Below are 16999 nucleotides of genomic sequence, written 5' to 3' on the forward strand. Positions count from 1 at the left end.
GAGCATTCAATGAGCAGCGGTGAAAAGCAGCTACCTGTTTTTGTAGTCGATGATGATGAATCGGTGCGTGACTCGCTCGCTTTTATGCTGGAAGAGCATGAGTTCAAGGTGACGACTTTTGCTGATGGGCAATCTTTTCTCGATAAAGTGAACATTCATCAGGCCGGATGCGTGATCCTTGATAGCCGAATGCCCAACCTTCGTGGTCAGCAAGTGCACCAAGTTTTAAATAAAGCCAACAGCCCGTTAGCCGTTATTTATCTGACAGGGCATGGTGATGTCCCGATGGCGGTCGATGCATTGCAAGCTGGGGCGGTCAATTTCTTCCAAAAGCCAGTCAAAGGCGATGAACTGGCACGAGCCATTTTGCAGGGACAGGCGCAGTCTGCCACAAACCTCGATATGGCAGCAGCTAAATCGGCTTATGAATCGCTCACACCTAGAGAAAAAGACATTTTACGTTTGATCATTGAAGGAAAACGCAACATTCGTATTGCTGACGAACTTTGCATAGCAATGCGAACGGTTGAAGTACACCGAGCCAATCTATTGAAGAAGTTCTCGGCAAAAACCGTCGCAGAGTTGGCATATATTTATGGCAGGCTAGATTAAAGCTTAGCGAGTGAAGCCTCTTAAGGTTATTTAGAGGATACAACTTGAGCTTTATGACGACTCGCGTATTATCTTCTTCGTTCTTACTTTATCTGAATTCTTATGAGTTTGTTGACTAAACGACATCACACGCCACATAAGCGGGCAAAATGGCTACTGGCGATTATTGGCTGGGTGGTCGTTGTGTGTCTGATGCAAAATTCAGGCTTTGCATCGTCATGCTCTATGAAATATGAGACGGAATCGCCCGCGGTTTCATTTGCTGATGAGCGTTCGAGCGTCAAGTCGATTGATACTAAAGAAACCAGCAAGTGCGAATTGTCTGAAAAGTTAATTCAGTTTTCTCAACATCAACTCGATGTATTTATTGTTGTTCTGTTTGTCGGTCTTTTTGCTTCGGCAATTTGGTTGTGCAGTGCCTATATTGGTGTGCAACATTGGACGGAACCGATAGGCCGTAAGTATCGAGTCCATCTGACTTTCTGTGTGTTCCGAGAATAAAAGCGTGCTTTCTGACCACTAGCGTCAGTTATTTAGCACCTTTGTCTTTTAACTAGGAATCACTATGAATCAAATTACTAAACTGACTCAGTTTGCGTCCATGTTTTTTATGACGCTTGCTTTGAGTTTGCTCTCTCTGAGTATTTCAGCTCAAACTACTGATACAGGTTGGCTGACCAACCCGCAACATCTTCCAGTGCAAACGCGCTTTGTGCTCACTGGTCAACAAGATCCGCAAGCCAAAACAATCACTGGTTATCTGGACGTCAAGTTGGCTGGGGACTGGAAAACTTACTGGCGTTCACCTGGTGAGGGCGGCGTAGCACCATCTATTGATTGGCAGAATTCACAAAATTTATCCAAAGTGGATTGGCAATGGCCGCACCCACAAAAATTCGAACTATTAGGTATCGAGACTCTTGGGTATAAAGGCGATACTTTGTTCCCCATGACGCTGCACGTCGAAGACATGTCCAAACCTGTCACGATTGATGCGGTACTGACACTTTCTTCTTGTACGACGATTTGTGTGCTGACCGACTATCAAATTCAATTGACGTTCTTGCCTTCTGATCTAAAAGTCGATGAAGACGTGATGTTCAGTTACGCTCAAGCAGTGAGTAACGTGCCGCAGCCATCGCCGTTTATTGATGTTACTCAGGCGAGTTGGGATGCGAACCAATCGAAACTACAAATCACGCTACAGAACAGTCAGGGTTGGCAACAACCACAAGTGCTGGTGGATGGTGTCGATGAAGCAACGCGAGACTATAGCTTCAAGCTTGAAGGAATGCATCCAGAAGGAAACATCGTCACCGTGAGCTATATCGTTGATACTTGGCTGGGCGATGTGGAGTTAGATGGTCAGTCGCTGTTTGTGACCATCAAAGACACCAATTTACTAGCAGAAGAAACCACTCAAGCAACTGCTGAGGCAATAGTTGAACCGCTGCCGAGCACGTCTCTAACGAGTGTTTTTCTATTCGCGTTGCTCGGCGGTTTAATTCTTAACATTATGCCTTGCGTTCTTCCGGTTTTGGGGATGAAGCTAAGTAGTATTGTTGCCGCTCAAGGTATCGAGCGTCGTCAAATTCGCGCTCAGTTTGTTGCCTCGTCACTTGGTATATTAACGTCGTTCTGGATTCTCGCTGGTTTTATTTTGGTGCTCAAGCTAACAGGTAATGCCATTGGTTGGGGCGTGCAATTTCAAAGCCCCTGGTTCTTAGGTTTGATGGTGTTGGTCACCACTTTGTTTGGGGCCAATATGCTGGGGCTGTTTGAAGTCCGTCTATCATCGGGTACCAATACATGGCTGGCCTCGAAAGGTGACAACTCGTTAGCTGGACACTATGTGCAAGGGATGTTTGCAACCTTGCTTGCTACGCCGTGTTCTGCGCCTTTCCTAGGAACGGCCGTGGCGTTTGCTTTGGGTGCCGATGTGGTTACGCTGTTTGCTATTTTCACCGCCTTAGCGTTGGGGATGGCGTTGCCTTGGATTATGGTGGCAATTTTCCCAAGTATTGCGCTTAAATTGCCGAAGCCGGGTCAGTGGATGAACGTGGTCAAAAACGTATTTGGTGTGATGATGTTGGCCACCAGCGTTTGGCTACTGTCTTTGATGGCCAATCACCTCCCAGTGTTTTGGGTCATTTTCGCCGGTTTAGTCGCGTTTATTGTTCTGATGATTCGCGTTAAACGCGTTCATGGCGATAAAGCACTCGTGCTATCCGGCTCTGCATCGCTTATCTTAATTGCTGGCGGGCTGCTACTTGGTAGTATCACTGCCGACCAATGGGCGACACCGCTTCCTGAGGACTTAGCGTGGCAGAAGCTTTCTAACTCGGCGATAGAACAGCACGTCAATAATGGGCGAGTGGTGTTTGTGGATGTCACTGCGGATTGGTGTGTCACGTGTAAAGCGAACAAGATCGGCGTGATCTGGCAAGATCCTGTCTACTCATTGCTGCAAAGCCCTAATGTGGCGACGTTAAAAGGGGATTGGACACATCCGGACGGCTCGGTAACGGACTTTTTACGAGCTCATGGGCGTTACGGTGTGCCGTTTAACATCGTCTATGGCCCGGCGGCGCCACAAGGTATCCCGTTACCTGTTATTCTGACTGATGATATTGTTTTAAGCGCGGTGAAACAAGCGAGTGGGGGAACCATTCAATGAGTTCGACAAAGCAGCGTAGAACATTCCGATATTGGCTCGTTCAAATCGTACAGATGGTGCTCATTGTCACCGCGATTTCTATCGCGATGGATTGGTATCGCACCAAAGATATTCCTAAACAGGAGGCTCCACCATTGAGCTCCGTATTGAGCGATGGTGAATACTTCGATGCAATCGCGCAAAGTTATGAACAACCTGTCGTTATTTATTTTTGGGCGACTTGGTGTCCCGCTTGTAAATTTGTAAGCCCAAGCGTGAGCTGGCTGAGTGATGACTACACCGTAGTTGGCGTTTCTGGCTCGTCGGGACCGAATGAGCGTGTGGCGCAGTTTATGAGGGCAAAAGAATATCGTTTCGAAAACATAAACGATCCTTCAAGCGATATTATGCGCGAATGGAAAATTAGCGTGACCCCAACCATTTATGTTTTAAGAAATGGTGAAATTTCCTCCGTCACAACTGGCGTTACTACTCCGATAGGAATATTAGCGAGAATTTGGTTAGCTCGATAACGCAATAACAATCCGATATTCAAAATATTGAGTATCGGATTTTTTCTTTTTATTTTCTCGCTCTAACGGGAATAATAATGTGTGCGTATGGCATACCATTCCACATCTCGTATGGGCCATCATAACTTGAACCGGTTGGTCGAGAATCGAGCAACACTTGGTCTAGGGTAATAATCATCATGTGTGGTTCTTCCACAATCCATTGGTTATCGTCCGTTATTCCTTCTGAAAATGGGTCGGTGTTATTGGCGCCGCCATCACCCGCTAACATGCCAAAAAGTACAATTAACTGAAATGAAATTAGTTAAATAGTCAGATTAATAAATCAAAGCTCAATTTAATAAAAAATTAAAGTTTGATAAATTTAATTATAGATTGACCTTAAAAAGGAATTTTATTTAAATTTAAAATAGTAATTGATAGTTTCACTATGTTAATTTAAGTGTTCTCTTATAAACATTTTTCGTCTATTAATACGCATGGTTTAAAACATCTGGCTGTCCTGTTTTGAAGCGTGACCAAAAGATGCTAAATAGATGTTTTTAGTGATATGAGCTGAGTTTATTTGTAATCTATATTTTCAACACCTAATTTCCCTCGTATGGCTAATCGTATAAAACAACATTTTATCTTTATTGTTGTCACGCTAAAGCGTACTTTCTTAATTATATGATTAGTTATAAAGGTAACGAGAATGGGATTAAAAATCCGGGGCTCTGTTGGTATAAATGGCACTAATTCGAAAAATGATGTTAAAGCAGTTCAACAATTTTTAAATGATAACCAAAAGAGAATAGGTTTTACCCGACTGTTGGTTGTTGATGGCTCGTTAGGGCGGAGTCCTCATTTGTCGAAAACAGTAGAGGCAATAAAAGTGTGTCAGCGTAAGCTACTTTATATGGTAAAGCCAGATGGTCGGATCGATGTAAATGGTAGAACTCATCGTAAGCTCAATGGATTACCATCCTATAGCTCAGTGAAAAATGATCCTCATGATGCTCAAAAACTAGTAACCAAAGTACCTTGGATGAAAACAGCGTTGGGAGAAATTGGACAAAAAGAAGTTTCAGGCACTAAGGCCAGTCCAAGGATTTTAGAGTATTTTACAGCATCTAAGTTCTGGGGCACTGATGACTCTGGAGGTCAAAATGCTTGGTGTGGTTCGTTTGCCGCTTGGGTTTTTAAACAACACGGAATCACTCCAGTAAAAGAAGCTTATCGAGCAAAGGAGTGGAAGGGTTTTGGTAAAAACATCTCAGAACCTATACATGGAGCTCTAGGGATTAAATCGAGAAAAGGTGGTGGGCATGTTGCTTTTGTCGTGGGAAAGAGCCCTGATGGTAGGCATTTGTACATGTTAGGAGGAAACCAAAGCAACCAAGTCAATATAGCAAAGTACTCTATTGATGTCTGGGACAAGTTCGTAGTACCGAGTAACTACGATGAAACAAAAGGTACTTTACCTGTATATACAAAAGGCTCTGTCTTAGCAGGAACGGAAAGTTAAATATGAAGAAATTTATAAGTTTGCTAGGCTGTGTGAGCTTATCAGCTTGTGCTTCACAGGGAGTGTACTCTCAGAATGAGGTACTCAAAGATGCGATATTTCAAACGCCCTATTCTGCAGTGGTGAAAATTACAGGTTTTGAAAAGTTTGCTGAACACGAGGAAGATGTTCTCTTTAAAGTTCAAGCAGAAGTGATTCAGAAACTTCGTGGAGACGTTGGGTCTGAGATTACTTTCAGTATGTATGGCGAGCTAGGAGATGAGCCCAATATACACAATGATCCTGTCATTCTCACACTATGTCGTGATAAAGATACATATTATTGGCCTGGAACGGGGGCTGAGTTTGGGGCTAATCAAGAGAACATATTAAACGCTCAAGAAACAGCTGCTCACTTGGATACAGATCAGCGCCATTTTGCACATTGTTCAGAATGAAAAGGGTGGCGGTTGAAACGAGCGGTTACAGAGCTTGTTAGTCGCCATCGTAGACAACGTCTTTGCTGAATGATTCTTTAGTTTTTGATTGTCAGAGCCGACTGACAAAACCATACTAACTGTGACAACCAAACCGCTATTAAAGCAGGATATTATTCCTTCAACTTTGTGTTTTAGGAGTAGTCATTAGACTACCCAATAATTGTTGGAATAAATAATGACGAAACGTTGGTTTGTCTCCGCTGTGAGCTTCGCGCTGCTCGGCGGTGGTACGTATTTCTATCTCCAATCTGCTGCTCAACCAGAATTGCTGCCTACATTGATTGTGGAAAAAGGCACGATTGAAAAACAAGCGGTGGCTGTTGGTAAAATTGTCCCTGCACACTCCGTGTCTATCAAGTCACAAATCGACGGTATCGTCGGTGAAATTTACGCGAAAGTTGGTGAAAAGGTGAAGCAAGGCCAGCCGCTGATCAAAGTGCGTCCAAACCCAACACCCCAAGCATTAACGGATGCATCGGCAGAGCTCATGCGTAGCGAAGCCGATCTGGAATCCGCCAAACAAAAACTGTCCAACTTAGAAAGCTTGGTCAAGCAGGACATTATTCCAAGTAACTACGACGAATACGTAAGTGCGCGCTCGGCAGTCAAATCTGCGCAAGCGGACGTATTGCAAAAGCGCCAGAATCTCGAACTCATCCGCAGTGGTGAGGCGTCTATCGGCGATGCACGTTTAACGTCGACGATCTACGCGCCAATTGATGGCACGGTACTCAACCAGAAAGTTGAGGTCGGAGAGCCGATCATCTCGACTCAATCAAGCCAAGCCGCGACTGAAATGATGTCATTGGCCGACATGAACAGTCTGATTTTTAAAGGTAGCGTCAGTGAGCATGATGCTGCGCAGTTGTCTCCGGGAATGCCCGTTATGTTGACGGTTGCGCCTTATCCTGATGTGGCGATTTCTGGTGTGCTAACCAAAGTGGCGATTCAATCTGAGAACCTTAACTCACCAGAGGGCAATGCTTCGGCAAAAAGTTTTGATAACGGTTTTGAGGTTGAAGTGGGAGAACTCAAGATCCCACAAGATGTATTGCTTCGTTCTGGTTTTTCATCGACGGCTCAAATCATTCTGAAGAAGTCTGAAAACGTGCTCACGCTACCGGAGCGCGCTCTGCAATTTGATGGTGACGCACCGAATGTTCTGATCCCCGACAGCTCAGAACAAGGGTTTCATAAACAACCTGTGAAACTCGGTCTGTCAGATGGCATCAATGTCGAAGTGCTTGACGGCGTGGAGCTTGATGAAGAGGTTATCGACAACAGCATGATGGGAGCGGCGCATGGTTAAGCTGCAACGATCAACAATCGCCTTTGCATTGTTGGCTGCCACGCTCAGTTTGCCGACCTACGCAATTTCTATTGAACAAGCTTGGCAACAAGCAAAGCAGAACGATCCAAATTACGAAAAAGCGAAAATCGGCGTCCAGCTTGGCGAGGTTGGCGTACAGAGTAGCCGCAGTGCGTTATTGCCGGGTTTAAGTGCCAGTGCGTCAGCGGATTGGAATGAGTCCTCAAGCCATTCCAACAGTTACGGCGCTACCTTATCTCAAACTATTTGGGATAGCAGTTTGTGGTCGGAACTGGATCAAGCGAATGCCAATTATCTCAAAGCACAGTTAGAGCTATCTCAATCTCATAACGAGCTTGCGCAGAAGTTTCTCACTGCTTACCTAGATGTGGCAAGCGCACAGGGCGACCTCAAATTGGCGCAGTCCAAGCTGGAGGAGGGGAAAGAACTTCTCAACATCATCGAGAAACGCTATCGAGCAGGCAAAGTGAAGTCGGTTGATGTTGAAGAGATGCGAGCGAATCAAGTCTCTGAGCAAGCAAGTATCCTCAATGCAAAAGCCGATCTCGAAGTGAAAAAAGCAGAGCTTGCGGCGTTAATCAATCAAATGCCGGAGAGTGTCGACCAAATTCGAACGGATTCTTTGATTCAGCCACCGATGCTGGTGGACTCTCAGGAGCAATGGCTAAAGCTGGCGAAAGACAGTAGTCCAGAGCTGTTGGTGGCGGCGCAGATGGTGAAAGCGAGCGAGTTCGCGAAAGATTCAGCTAAAGGTGGATACTACCCAACCGTCAAAGGCAGTGTGGGCTACAGCGATGGTGATAGTCGTTCAAACGGCGAGTTTAACGCTGGGATTAGTTTGAGTTTGCCGATTGACCTCAATGGTGCAGTGCGAGCGAAAGTGGACGAAGCATCGTTGAACATTTTAAGCGCCAAGCAAGATATGCGTAGAGTGGAAATTGATATTCAGAAACGAGTTATTCAGCAGTTTACGCAGGTCGATATCAATTGGAATCAAGTTTTAATAGCGAACGAGCTGGTTGAGTCGCGCGCCAGAGTGTTGCAAAGCAAAGAGAAACTTTACGACGCTGGCCTGCTTGAAGTGTCGGAAGTTATCAGTGCACACAACAGCTTGTTTGAGGCGAAAAACAGTCTGCAAACCAACTTGTACAGCTATTGGCGTAAGAGAATCGGCTTACTGCAAACCGCAGGGAAACTCGATGACGATACCATGGTGTTGATCTCTCGGGCTTTTCATTCATGAGCAGCCTGTTGCAGCAAACTTGGCAAACGTTGATGGCGCACCGCATGAAGAGCGTGCTAGCCATTATCGCGATTGCTTGGGGCGTGATCTCTGTGGTGGTGTTAATCGCACTTGGAGAAGGCTTTTATCGCCATCAGACCCAGTCGTTTTCATTTATGATCAACAATGTGCAAGTGGTGTTTCCGTCGAGTACCAGTAAACCGTGGCAAGGGTTACCTTCAAGGCGCCAAATTGATATACCACAAGAAAAAGTCGACACGATCAAACAGTCGGGCTTCGTGCAACAGGCGTCGAGCGTTTACGCCAAATGGGATGCGAATATCACCAATCTCAAAGGACAGAACTTATCGAGTACGGTCAGCGGTATTGACACGTCTTACTTTCCTTTAATGCAACGCAAGCTGCAATCTGGTTCGAGAAACCTGTCACCAAGTGATATGAACAACCATACTCGCGTGGCGGTGTTAGGCGATCAAATTGCGCAAATGGGCGGAATCCAAATCGGGGATAGGCTCAAAGTCAACGGCATTCCGTTTTTGGTGATTGGGATAACCGTTGGTGAGGACACTGGCATTTCATTCGGCGATAGCCGCACGGTTTTCATTCCTCAAACAACGTACCGCGATTTGTGGGATGCGAAACCTTGGATGGTATTGATGAAGCCGAGAGAAGGGATGGATGCATCGTCATTTCGACAAAATATCGTGAACTTTTTCGCCAAGCAGCTTCATTTTGACCCAAGTGATAAAGATGCGGTCGAATTACCCGATTTTAGTGAAGGTGCGGCGGTCATCAGTGGAATTTTGCGTGGCATTCAGATTTTTCTCGGAGCGAGCGGTGCGATGACCATGGCGGTCGGTGCGCTTGGTGTTGCCAACATCATGTTTTTATCCGTCACTGAGCGCACGCGTGAAATCGGTGTGCGTTTGGCGATCGGGGCGACTCAAAAATCCATACTCAGTCAGTTTATTCTTGAGGGGCTTATTTTGGTAGCTGTGGGCACGGCATTAGGTCTGATGTTTTCGTATGCCGTGGTATCTGTCCTAAGCAGCATGGGATTACCGGAATGGATTGGTTTGCCTGTGATCACGCCAGATTCCATTGCTTGGTCTTTACTTGTGACGCTTATCTTGGCATTGATGGCATCGTATTTCCCAGCAAGGCGAGCATCACGTCTCACGCCAGTCATTGCTTTGAGTGCGAGGGCTTAGCCATGTTGTTACCGATGAGACAAATTTTCCAAGAAATGGCCGCAGAAAAGCTGAGACTGGGTTTGACCATTCTAGCAGTAGCGTGGGCGACCCTTTGTATCGCTGCTATGTTGGCGGTAGGTGAGGGTATTCGTCAGGGCGTATTGAAAACCGCACAAAATGGTAACGGCAACTTGATTTATTTGACCGGAGGGATGGCCACCGTCGACCATGGTGCTTTTCACCAAGGTAAGTTTCTGACACTAAAAATGGACGATTCAGAGGTTGTTCGAGCGTTACCCGATGTAAAAAGCGTTTCGCCAACTGCGAAGTGGAAAGAGCGCATCACCGTTGGTGACAGAAGCTCGTGGCAAGAACCGTTAGCGGTCACGAGCGAGTTTCAATCCATGACCAATTTGGTGCCGATGGCGGGGGGGCGATGGTTAAATCCACTCGATCAAAAAGAGACGCGCAAAGTCGTTGTACTGGGTTATGAACTGGCAGCCGACTTATTCAACCCGAATGAGGACTTTAGTTGGTTTGCGACAGTCACATTACAAGTCAACCCTGTTGGGAAAAAGGTAAAAATCGGCAATGAGGAGTTCACCGTTGTGGGCGTATTGGAGAAAAACAGCGCTCAAATAGAACTGGGGGATCTTATCAACTATTCCAGCTTTGTGCCGTTAGCGACGTGGAAGCGATTTCATGTCAACGGTGAAATTGGTGGCATCAATGTGCAACCACAAGCCGATGTAGACCGAGAAGCCTTAGCAAAGACGATCAGGCAAGTGATTGCCCGTAAGCACGGGGCAAGTGTCAGCGATGAGCAGATCGTCCAAGTCGATGATATGTTCCTTAAGCAAAAGAGTATGCAGCAGTTTCTGATAGGTTTGCAGAGTTTTCTTGGCATTATCGGCTTCGTGACGTTAGCTGTTGCTGGCGTCGGCATTGCCAATGTGATGTATGCCACCGTAAAGCGATCTACGCGTGATATCGGCGTGCGCATGGCAGTCGGTGCAACCCCAACGGCCATTCGCATGCACTATTTAGTGCAGTCTTTATTGACAATGATGATGGGGGGCGCGCTTGGCTTAGCCGTGACGTACGCGCTGGTGTCTGCCATCAGTTCCATTCCTTTAGAGGGCAATGCCTTTTATGAACAACTGGGTAAACCTGTCCCTGAGTTGTCGTGGGTCGTTGTCGCGATTGTCATCCTCACCTTAGTGATAATTGGTGTGGCATCTGCATGGTTACCTGCAAACCGAGCCGCAAAAGTCAGCCCATTGGAGGCGCTACAAAGTGAATAACAACAATAACTCTGGAGAGAACATGTCGAACCAGCCGCTTGTTGAGCTAACCAACATCTGCAAATACTACTCAAGCGGAGAGGCGGAAGTACGTGCGCTCGACGGCGTAGACTTAACCATCAATCAAGGTGAGTTTCTTTCGATTCTTGGCCCGTCTGGCTCGGGTAAATCAACGCTAATGAACATGCTCGGCTGTTTAGATAAGCCCACCGATGGCGAGTACCAACTTGGCGGCCAAAACGTCGCAAGTTTAAGTGCGAATGAGTTGGCTGGCATTCGTAACCAAAAGATCGGGTTTGTCTTCCAAAGCTTTAACTTATTGGAATACGCGACGGCGCTTGATAACGTGGCACTGCCGTTGGTTTACTCTGGCATCAAAGCCAAAGAACGTCGCCAGCGCGCAGCTAAATTGCTAGAGCAAGTCGGGCTAGGGGATCGTTTAGACCATAAACCAAACCAGCTTTCTGGTGGTCAAAAGCAGAGAGTTGCTATCGCCAGAGCCTTGGTCAACGATCCGCAAATCATCTTAGCGGATGAACCAACGGGTGCATTGGATTCAAAATCCGGCGCAGAGATTGAAGCCTTGTTCAATCAACTTCACGCTGAAGGCAGAACATTGATCATCGTGACGCACGATAACGCTCTGGCAGAGCGCACTAAACGCATCATCACCATCAAAGACGGCAAGGTAATTTCGGATAGGGTGCCGGTAAGTAGGGAGAAATGAGCTTTTCTTAATTGAGAACTGAGTTTTAAGGGAAATAGCGATACAGAGGCTATCTCCCTTTACTTTTTATTCGCGATGTTCGTTTTGTCTCTCTTTTATCAAGTCATGCTTTTGTTCTTTAAGTAGAGTGATTGCGAGCTTAGTGTCCTCAATCAATTTACTGTTATCGTTGAGATCTTTGCTCTTCAAAGGCAAAACTAGATAATGAATGCTGCCATCTGCATTCTGTACTCCGGTAGCGATGATGACATCACCTTCAGACGCCGTACCAAAATACTCTGATACGACTTTGGTTTCGCTGACACCGTAGCTATCCAAATAGGATGACTCCGTATTGTCAAACAAGATAGGAACCCCTTGCCTAGCTAATGTTCGCAATTGTTTTTGCTTTTGCTCGTCGAATGGATAGTCGGTCGTACTGATGTAACTTACCTGTTCAGCTTCAATAAAATCGTACAGTTCATTGCTCAGTTCATTTAATGGGGCAGATATCCAAGGTGTAGCTGGAATGACGTCGGAAGTATCATCATTGCCACTTTGTGGTGTTGGAGTGGTAACCACCTTTTGAGCAGCATCGCTCTCAGGAGGCGTTACACTTATTGTAGCAGCGTCTTCTGTCTTGATTTGCTCGTCAAGGCTTGCAACAGGTTCGGTCTGGGCATTCTTGTTATTTGAATTAATCAGAAATATGGCGAGTACTGCACCAAGTGCCAGCACCGATCCAGTCAAGAGTTTTTTGTTACTTGTCATGTGTCATGTCTTACCGTTTATTTCATTAGTAAATACGGCGGCCACTTATTTATTCCGTGGCCGCAGGCTAATAAGTTAGTGGTAGAGATCGTCATTCCAAGAGATAGTTACGGCTCGGCTAGTCTCTGTCCATTGACTGCTATCACGATTTTTCTTCCAGGTATTTTCTGGAGTGGTATACCAGCTACACCAGTCGCGACCAAAGTAGTAATTGGTTTTTCGCCAACCAGCAACCAGCTTGACCTCTGATGTATCTAGGCCATCTTGAATGTCATTTTTTCTATATACGACGCCGACTTGTGGTTTAAAGTCTGAACGCATAACGACAGGTAACTCATTGTAATCAATCAAATTACCCATGTCACAACTGGTCCAGCGATACAATAACCAGTCTTTAGCTGGCGTATTATGGCGGATAGTCTTGTTTTCAATTAACCAATTAATGCTTTCGTTAGCTTGGTTAAAATCGGCAACCGTTTGAAACTCTGGCTGGTCGTACGTTACACGGTTGCTCCAGGAGATTCCCCCACTAATATTTGGAGAAGTAGAAGCACTGAATCCAAGGTTAAAATCTAGCGACTCACTGACAGATGCCGTTGCAATGGTGTTTTCTGGAGCATGGCTCATGTGGCGTAAAGGGGCGCCATTTAAATAGCTCAGTGCCAGCTTAAAAGCCGTTGGAACGGTGTAACGGTAATCTCCCCCAGTAGCAAAACCATAGATTTGTTCTTTGTTTGGAACATTAGTCATGTCGAAGCCAGAACCGCCATTTAGGATCAACTTGGCTTCTTTAGCGCCATTTGGTAGCAAAGATTGGTTCCAGACATTTTCTAAAGAATAAATTAAGCGGATTTTTTTCGAGCGTGCATCACCATCATCAAGCTGAAGCAATGTCGAAGTGTAAGATTTCAATGTATCTTCAGCATGTGCTGGTGCTAAAGAACCAAGTAAAGCGAGTGCGATAATACTCGCGGAAAGATGCTGTTTTTCCATTATTTTTTCCTATTAGTCAGCCCATAAAGACTTTTGTTTTAAACCATCTTGATGGGCACTTTATAATTATGGACAGGTTATAAATTCAAGCTCAATAAATGAGCGGTGAAATAGTGCATCTTGTTTTTTATTAAAAAAAGAAAAAGGATAGATTCGTGGGATTAATGTCTCATAGTTTTTAAATTCACCACTCAACTATAATAAATAAGAATTTGGTTATTAAGTCTTGTCTTTTTAAGTTATTGCTTAATTTTAATTTTCTAATGTTGTGTTGAGATTTTCTATTGATAAAAGTTAATTTTATAAATGTTAGCCATGTTATTTTTAGGGTTTTTGTTATACCAAATTAAGTAAAGTATCGTTATGTGGTTATCTCGGGTTTATGGGTTTAATTCAAATTAAAACAGAGGTTTATGTTTTTTTGTTATTATTTTTTAGAGCTTAATGTAATAGTTTAGTGATAAAGTCCGTCAATGAAGTTGCCATGTTCGTGTATGAAGTTATATGTGCATTTACAGCAGGAAATTAAACTTTACGTTTAAGATGGTAAAGATAGAAAAAGAAATAAATAAGATTATTAAATAATCATGTTTCGAGAATACAAAATGTAACGTACTTCTAATTAAACGAATGCTTGAATAAACGATGGAGTGTGAAAAGTGCTATTTAAGTTACGCTGTCCTATATTCCAGTTGGTGCCTTGTTCATACAATGCGTTTTCTCGGCTTAAACTGGTTTATGTACTGCTAATCTCTTATCCGTTTCTTAATTACACATATTGGCAATATGCTCGCCAAGTTACGTGTATTGGTGTCAATGAAAAACAGTATCTACGATAGCTCTCTCAGGGTTGGAACTGCCACTATGAATTTCCTTCATGTTCAATGTGAAACAATACCAATATTACTCAACTCGTGAAGCAAGTATAAAAAAAGGACTGCTCTGGTGTTAGGCACTGCGACGGTCGTTTTTTGTACGAACCGTTCGTCGTAAGTGCTGTGCAACCTAACGATTGGGAAAACCAAAAAACAAAAAATGTCCCCATGCACAGAGTTAGGAAAAGTCTGCTTTATCTAAGGAAATAGGATACCAACTCACGATGAATAACGATTTCACATTTGCTATCAAAAGCATTCGCTTTGATGAGAATTACCAACCATCAGACAACACGCGAATCACTACCAACTTTGCTAATCTGGCTCGCGGAAACTACCGCCGAGAGAATCTGCGCAATGCGCTCCGAATGATCGACAATCGTTTTAATGCGTTGGCATATTGGGATAATGCTCAAGGTGACCGCTACTCTGTTGAGCTTGAAATCATCTCCGTTGATATGGATATCCAAGGCAGTGGCGAAGCCTTCCCATCGATTGAAGTGCTCAAAACTAACATTGTTGATCACAACACTAACGAGCGCATCGAAGGCATTGTGGGCAATAACTTCTCTTCATACGTTCGTGATTACGACTTTAGCGTTTTGCTGTTGGACCACAACAAAAACCAGCCACAGTTCAGCATCCCAGCGAACTTCGGTGATTTGCATGGCAAACTGTTCAAAGCTTTCGTTAATTCTGAGTCTTATAAACAGCATTTCAAAAAGCTGCCAGTGATTTGTCTGAGTGTATCGGACAACAAGGTATATCGACGCACCGAAAACCAACATCCTGTTTTGGGCTTTGAATATCAGCCGAACGAATCTTCGTTGACGGAGCAATACTTCAAAAAGATGGGCTTACAGGTGCGCTACTTTATGCCGCCAAACAGTGTTGCACCATTGGCATTCTACTTCTTCGGTGACTTGTTGAACGATTATTCAAACCTAGAGCTTATCAGCACGATAAGCACGATGGAGACATTCCAGAAGATTTACCGACCTGAGATTTACAATGCCAACGCGGTTGCCGGTAATTGCTACCAGCCAAACTTAAAAAACCTAGACCACTCGCTAACTCAAATCGTTTACGACCGAGAAGAGCGCAGCCAACTGGCGATTGAACAAGGGAAATTTGCCGAGGAGCATTTCATCAAACCTTATCAATCTGTGCTTGAACAATGGTCTGCAAATTACGCGTAAAAGATAACGAGAATCTAGAAAGGAATGACGATGAAAACACTATTACCGACTTCAACGGCTGGCAGCTTACCGAAACCTTCTTGGCTGGCCGAACCAAAAAAACTTTGGTCACCGTGGAAACTGCAAGGTGAAGAACTGATTGATGGCAAACGCGATGCGCTACGTGTCGCTTTGCAAGAACAAGAACTGGCAGGCGTTGATATCGTCAGTGATGGCGAGCAAACTCGGCAACATTTTGTGACGACCTTTATTGAGCATTTAAGCGGCGTAGATTTTGAAAACCGCAAAACGGTGACTATTCGCAACCGTTATGAAGCAAGTGTTCCGACTGTGGTTGGCCCAGTAAGCCGCACAAAGCCCGTGTTTGTTGAAGATGCCAAGTTCTTGCGTCAGCAAACTAAGCAACCTATAAAGTGGGCGCTGCCAGGCCCTATGACGATGATCGACACACTTTATGATGATCATTACGGTAGCCGTGAAAAGCTGGCTTGGGAATTTGCGAAGATTCTCAATCAAGAAGCGAAAGAGCTTGAAGCTGCAGGTGTCGACATCATTCAGTTTGATGAACCTGCGTTCAATGTGTTTTTCGATGATGTGAACGAGTGGGGCATTGCATGTTTAGAGCGTGCGATTGAAGGGCTGAAATGTGAAACGGCGGTGCATATCTGCTATGGCTACGGCATCAAAGCGAACACGGATTGGAAGCAAACGCTAGGCACTGAATGGCGACAATACGAAGAAGTATTCCCTAAATTGCAGCAGTCGAATATCGATATTATCTCGCTTGAGTGTCATAACTCGCGAGTGCCTATTGAGTTGCTTGAGTTGATTCGCGGTAAGAAAGTGATGGTTGGTGCGATTGACGTCGCTACCAACGAAATTGAAACGCCAGAAGAAGTGGCGAACACACTGCGAGAGGCGTTGAAGTACGTTGATGCCGACAAGCTTTACCCATGTACCAACTGCGGTATGGCGCCTTTGTCTCGTGAAGTATCGACCGCTAAGCTCAATGCGTTAAGTGCGGGTGCGGAGATCATTCGTAAAGAGTTGGTGGGTTGATATTAATACTTAGGCTCCGCACCATGAACTAAAGTTAGAGTCATTCTAGCGAGTTTAAATGAGACTAGGAATCGGTTTACTGCTCGCTAGGAAATAGCGATAACTTCCGCACTTCAAAGCTCTCGGTGGGGAGCTCCTGAATCACGCTCGTCCCTCGCTGTTCAGGATGACGGATGTTGGAAGATATATTGCTCGCCACAACCCTAGGTATTGGAGCAGCTTCAAGATAGGGTCTTTCCAGCGAGTCTAGACGAGACTAGGAATCGGGTTACAGCTCGCTAGGAAATGACGATAACTTTCGCACTTCAAAGCACTCGGTGGGTAGATCCTGAATCACGCTCGTCCCTCGCTGTTCAGGATGACGGCTGTTGGAAAATGCATTGCTCGCCACAACCCCAGGCACTGGATCTGCTCCAAGATAGGATCATTCCAGCGAGTTTAAATGAGAATAGGAATCTGATGACAGCTCGCTAGGAAATGACGATAACTTTCGCACTTCAAAGCACTCGGTGGGTAGATCCTGAATCACGCTCGTCCCT

16 protein-coding genes are annotated in these 16999 nt (G+C 45.0%); 13 read left to right on the forward strand and 3 right to left on the reverse strand.

Annotated elements, in window-relative coordinates; genetic code table 11:
• Positions 1 to 9: 9 nt before the first annotated feature.
• From R7E47_RS07685 to R7E47_RS07700, 4 genes are all read left to right on the forward strand, one after another.
• Positions 10 to 612: a response regulator transcription factor gene (locus tag R7E47_RS07685; RefSeq protein WP_258669281.1), complete on the forward strand. Its 603-nt coding sequence runs from the start codon at positions 10 to 12 to the stop codon at positions 610 to 612.
• A 102-nt stretch (positions 613 to 714) separates the two neighbouring features.
• Positions 715 to 1113, forward strand: coding sequence for a hypothetical protein (locus R7E47_RS07690; RefSeq protein ID WP_017633879.1), 399 nt, complete (start codon positions 715 to 717; stop codon positions 1111 to 1113).
• Positions 1114 to 1177: 64 nt separating this feature from the next.
• Positions 1178 to 3289: a protein-disulfide reductase DsbD family protein gene (locus tag R7E47_RS07695; RefSeq protein ID WP_318084011.1), complete on the forward strand. Its 2112-nt coding sequence runs from the start codon at positions 1178 to 1180 to the stop codon at positions 3287 to 3289.
• Positions 3286 to 3801 carry a protein disulfide oxidoreductase gene (locus tag R7E47_RS07700; protein WP_318084012.1) on the forward strand — a complete coding sequence of 172 codons (516 nt, stop codon included), beginning with the start codon at positions 3286 to 3288 and terminating at the stop codon, positions 3799 to 3801. Before R7E47_RS07695 ends, R7E47_RS07700 begins: the two co-directional genes overlap by 4 nt.
• 49 nt (positions 3802 to 3850) lie before the next feature.
• Here R7E47_RS07700 and R7E47_RS07705 read toward each other — a convergent pair whose 3' ends face one another.
• Positions 3851 to 4072 carry a hypothetical protein gene (locus tag R7E47_RS07705; protein WP_064354163.1) on the reverse strand — a complete coding sequence of 74 codons (222 nt, stop codon included), beginning with the start codon at positions 4070 to 4072 and terminating at the stop codon, positions 3851 to 3853.
• Positions 4073 to 4495: 423 nt separating this feature from the next.
• Between R7E47_RS07705 and R7E47_RS07710 the strand changes: the two genes are divergently transcribed.
• The 7 genes from R7E47_RS07710 (at position 4496) to R7E47_RS07740 (ending at position 11584) form a co-directional block, all read left to right on the forward strand.
• Entirely contained in the window at positions 4496 to 5308 is an 813-nt protein-coding gene (locus tag R7E47_RS07710; RefSeq protein ID WP_225455566.1) for a TIGR02594 family protein, read from the forward strand.
• A 2-nt stretch (positions 5309 to 5310) separates the two neighbouring features.
• Positions 5311 to 5745, forward strand: coding sequence for a hypothetical protein (locus R7E47_RS07715; protein ID WP_017821643.1), 435 nt, complete (start codon positions 5311 to 5313; stop codon positions 5743 to 5745).
• 217 nt (positions 5746 to 5962) lie between these two features.
• On the forward strand, positions 5963 to 7096 hold the full coding sequence (locus R7E47_RS07720) for an efflux RND transporter periplasmic adaptor subunit (RefSeq protein WP_064368623.1): 1134 nt from the start codon (positions 5963 to 5965) through the stop codon (positions 7094 to 7096).
• The gene (locus R7E47_RS07725) at positions 7089 to 8360 is read left to right on the forward strand and encodes a TolC family protein (protein ID WP_318084013.1); all 1272 of its coding nucleotides are present in this window, start codon (positions 7089 to 7091) and stop codon (positions 8358 to 8360) included. Before R7E47_RS07720 ends, R7E47_RS07725 begins: the two co-directional genes overlap by 8 nt.
• Positions 8357 to 9571 (forward strand): ABC transporter permease, encoded by a 1215-nt coding sequence (locus R7E47_RS07730; protein WP_005376724.1) that lies wholly within the window; start codon positions 8357 to 8359, stop codon positions 9569 to 9571. Before R7E47_RS07725 ends, R7E47_RS07730 begins: the two co-directional genes overlap by 4 nt.
• 2 nt (positions 9572 to 9573) lie before the next feature.
• On the forward strand, positions 9574 to 10857 hold the full coding sequence (locus tag R7E47_RS07735; protein WP_258483834.1) for an ABC transporter permease: 1284 nt from the start codon (positions 9574 to 9576) through the stop codon (positions 10855 to 10857).
• A 22-nt stretch (positions 10858 to 10879) separates the two neighbouring features.
• Complete coding sequence (locus R7E47_RS07740) at positions 10880 to 11584, forward strand: ABC transporter ATP-binding protein (protein ID WP_170890532.1); 705 nt, start codon at positions 10880 to 10882, stop codon at positions 11582 to 11584.
• A gap of 66 nt (positions 11585 to 11650) precedes the next feature.
• Here R7E47_RS07740 and R7E47_RS07745 read toward each other — a convergent pair whose 3' ends face one another.
• Positions 11651 to 12334 carry a topoisomerase I gene (locus R7E47_RS07745; RefSeq protein ID WP_042523048.1) on the reverse strand — a complete coding sequence of 228 codons (684 nt, stop codon included), beginning with the start codon at positions 12332 to 12334 and terminating at the stop codon, positions 11651 to 11653.
• 75 nt (positions 12335 to 12409) lie between these two features.
• Positions 12410 to 13327, reverse strand: a complete 918-nt coding sequence (locus R7E47_RS07750) for a leukocidin family pore-forming toxin (RefSeq protein ID WP_005376731.1) — start codon at positions 13325 to 13327, stop codon at positions 12410 to 12412.
• Positions 13328 to 14426: 1099 nt separating this feature from the next.
• Here R7E47_RS07750 and R7E47_RS07755 point away from each other — a divergent pair.
• Both R7E47_RS07755 and R7E47_RS07760 read left to right on the forward strand, forming a co-directional pair.
• Positions 14427 to 15401, forward strand: coding sequence for a DUF1852 domain-containing protein (locus R7E47_RS07755; RefSeq protein WP_017636059.1), 975 nt, complete (start codon positions 14427 to 14429; stop codon positions 15399 to 15401).
• 30 nt (positions 15402 to 15431) lie between these two features.
• Positions 15432 to 16460 carry a methionine synthase gene (locus R7E47_RS07760; protein ID WP_318084014.1) on the forward strand — a complete coding sequence of 343 codons (1029 nt, stop codon included), beginning with the start codon at positions 15432 to 15434 and terminating at the stop codon, positions 16458 to 16460.
• The last annotated feature ends 539 nt before the right edge of the window (positions 16461 to 16999 follow it).

The organism is Vibrio sp. Vb1026, from assembly GCF_033338745.1.
Lineage (GTDB): Bacteria > Pseudomonadota > Gammaproteobacteria > Enterobacterales > Vibrionaceae > Vibrio > Vibrio alginolyticus.